The sequence below is a fragment of the Verrucomicrobiota bacterium genome (assembly GCA_016871495.1).
In the GTDB taxonomy this organism is placed as follows: domain Bacteria; phylum Verrucomicrobiota; class Verrucomicrobiia; order Limisphaerales; family VHDF01; genus VHDF01.
Genome location: VHDF01000186.1, coordinates 1 through 2738, shown reverse-complemented (window position 1 = coordinate 2738; position 2738 = coordinate 1). Strand labels below are relative to the sequence as shown.

The following is a 2738-nucleotide window of genomic DNA, read 5'->3' as shown; positions in this document are numbered from 1 at the left end:
CCAGTCCAGCGGCCTTCAAGCGATTCGCCACGTTCGCACTCTTGATCAATCCCAGCGAAGCGTCCGGACGAACCGCCCCCTGCCGGCGCAGATCCTCGATGCGGGCGCAGACTTCGTCGAGCATCGGCCCCTCATCCAATCCCTTCCAGGCCGCGACCAATCCGATCGCCGTCACCCCATGACGTCCCGCTTCCGATGCGGCATCCAAAACCGGTTGCGGATCGACAAACGGATACCGCGGCGACTCGGTTTGATAAAACGCGCTTTGCGAACAAAACTTGCAGTTCTCCGAGCATCCTCCGGCCTTGGCGTTGACGATGGAACATAAATGAATCTTGTTCCCCTTGAAATGCTGGCGGATGCGATTCGCCCAGGCCATCAAATCCATGATGTCCTCCTGGCGCTCCAACCCCACCAGGAACATCGCCTCCTCCTTGGTCATGGACCCGCCCTCTAAAACACGCCGCCCGAGTTCGGCCATTCGACCCGTTTTCGTCCCGTCAACCACTTCGCTCAACATGGTTGACAGCATGACCCTGGAATGGCCGGGCGCAAGCAAAACCCTCCGCATCACGCCCGCTGCCGTGCCCTCCGACGTGCCGGCGACCGAGTGGTCGAGGGAGCGCAACCGAGAGGCGCTGCGCCCGCCGGACTCCCGGCGAGTTCATGCCTCCAATCACCAATACATCAAGTAAGGCTTCCGCCGGGTCCGGAAATCCCGTTCGACGCCAGACCATGAGTCGATGATGCCCCTCGCAGGACGTCCGGCCGCCAAATCCCTCCGCAATTGCGTGCCACCCGCCACTTTGTCGAAGAGTCCTGATCCGGGCTCGCGCACTCCCCATTCCATCCCCAGGTTCTTTCCGTGAACTTTCTTAATCGCATCCAGGTAGTAGAAAGTTTGTGCCACCAGTGGCGCCCGAGCCGCATCAAGGTATTCCGCGAACACCACGCCGTAAGGCCGCCCCGAATGCGAGGCTTCTCCATGCCTGAAACGAACGGTCTTCAATTTCAAGGCGTTCATGGATGCCGCCACGCGTGCAGCGTCCATCCACGCCGCCGAGACCCACTCAAACGGTCGATCAAAGAGCCCCCCCGTGTGCAAGCCACTCCCCTTGGCAATTTCCCCCAACAACCCCAACGCTGTATAATGCGTGGCGGACCCCGGTGTGGGGATCTTCGGAGATGTCGGCACCCAGCGCAGACCGGTGTCCTTCCACACCATGGCGCGCTTCCATCCTTTCATCGGCACCACCGTCAGTTTCAATCCGGGCTTGATCCAGCGTTCGCCGACGATCATACGGGCCAGCTCGCCGCAGGTCAGGCCGTAGGCGTAGGGAATGTTCCATTGACTCACCAAAGAACGGTAACGAGGGTCCAGCCCCGGTCCCTCCACCCGGACCCCCCCAATGGGATTCGGCCGGTCCAACACCATGAACTCCACACCCGACTCGGCGCACGATTCCATCGACAGCCCCATGGTGCTGATAAAGGTGTAGGATCGGCAGCCCACATCCTGCATGTCATAGACCAGAACGTCCAATCCGCGCAGCATCTTCGGAGTGGGCTTGCGGACCGGACCCGGACCATACAGGGAGAAGAGCGGCAAACCTGTGCGCACATCGAGGGTGTCGCCAAATTCAGTCCCGGCGGGAATATCGCCCCTCAGACCATGCTCCGGAGCGAAAAGCGCGGCTAACTTCACCCCGGGCGCACCCTTCAATAATTCAACCGTGGATCGACCTCGCCGGTTGAGCCCGGCCTGATGCGTGAGCAATCCCACGCGTTTCCCTTGCAACGCTTTGAATTGGCTCGCTTCCAGCGCCTCACTGCCAAGCTGCAGCAGAGGCACCGGCGCCGGGGCGGCGTGCAACCCGAGCGTTCCGGCGGACGCGAAAGCCACCGTCTCGATCCATCGACGACGGGTCGTCATGGGCCGCTCTCAGCTTCGCGAATGATCTGAATGATCCGGTCCGGGGACTCCGCAACGAGCAACGCCTCCCGCACGCGGCTATGCCGAAGCACGCGGCTGAGCTTTGAGAGCATCTGCAAGTGCGAGGTAACGTTCGGCGCCACCAGCAGAAAAAAGAGCTTGGCGTCCCGTCTATCCACGGCCCCAAAAGGAATGCCTTTTTCATGCCGGCCAAAAACGATCACAGGACGTTCCACAATCCCCACCAGCGCGTGGCGCGCGTGCGGGAGGGCCACGCCGTCACCAATTCCGGTGCTATGGAGCGCCTCTCGATCAAGCAAGGCCTTCAACAAAACTTCCTGCGCGGCGGGGTTGGCGGCCGTCTCCGGCAACTTCACCACCAAGGCCCGCAACACCTCCTCCCTCCGGGTTTCCTTCAATCGCAGATCCATGGCCAAAGGGGAAAGCAGCTCGTGCAAGCTCATCGGGGACGCCGAATGATTCATACGTCCCTATTCTGGCCCCGCCGGCAGGGATTGGCAACCCGCCTTACCGACGAATTTCTTCTCCGCATCCCGTCGCCAAGGTTCGAAGCCACTCAGGATCCCGAGCGAACGCAGACCCGAGTGCGATCGTTCGGCCGGAAATTTCTCTACTGCCACCTCGACTTTGGATCGTCCACTCGGGTTCATCCGAAATTTGCCGGGGCGCGCCGTTCCCGGTGCTGCTGCGCGCATCGCCAAAAACCTGTGGATCCACTGTCATGCGCTTGCGCCGCAAATATTGCCTTGAACGACTTCCGCGCGTTGGCGCAAGATCCGAGTGC

Annotated in this window: 3 protein-coding genes; all 3 read right to left on the bottom strand. The window is 61.3% G+C overall.

Going from position 1 to position 2738, the window contains the following annotated elements; genetic code table 11:
• The coding region (locus FJ404_19685) for a biotin synthase BioB (GenBank protein ID MBM3825068.1) at positions 1-520 on the bottom strand (520 nt) is incomplete at its 3' end.
• Between the two features lie 156 nt (positions 521-676).
• On the bottom strand, positions 677-1933 hold the full coding sequence (locus tag FJ404_19680; protein MBM3825067.1) for a DUF1343 domain-containing protein: 1257 nt from the start codon (positions 1931-1933) through the stop codon (positions 677-679).
• Complete coding sequence (locus FJ404_19675; protein ID MBM3825066.1) at positions 1930-2418, bottom strand: PTS sugar transporter subunit IIA; 489 nt, start codon at positions 2416-2418, stop codon at positions 1930-1932. The genes FJ404_19680 and FJ404_19675 overlap by 4 nt, the downstream gene beginning before the upstream one ends.
• Positions 2419-2738 lie beyond the last annotated feature (320 nt).

Bases quoted from the DNA above. Each gene is read 5' to 3' on its own strand.
- FJ404_19680 (MBM3825067.1), bottom strand. From the start codon at position 1,933: ATGACGACCCGTCGTCGATGGATCGAGACGGTGGCTTTCGCGTCCGCC.
- FJ404_19675 (MBM3825066.1), bottom strand. From the start codon at position 2,418: ATGAATCATTCGGCGTCCCCGATGAGCTTGCACGAGCTGCTTTCCCCT.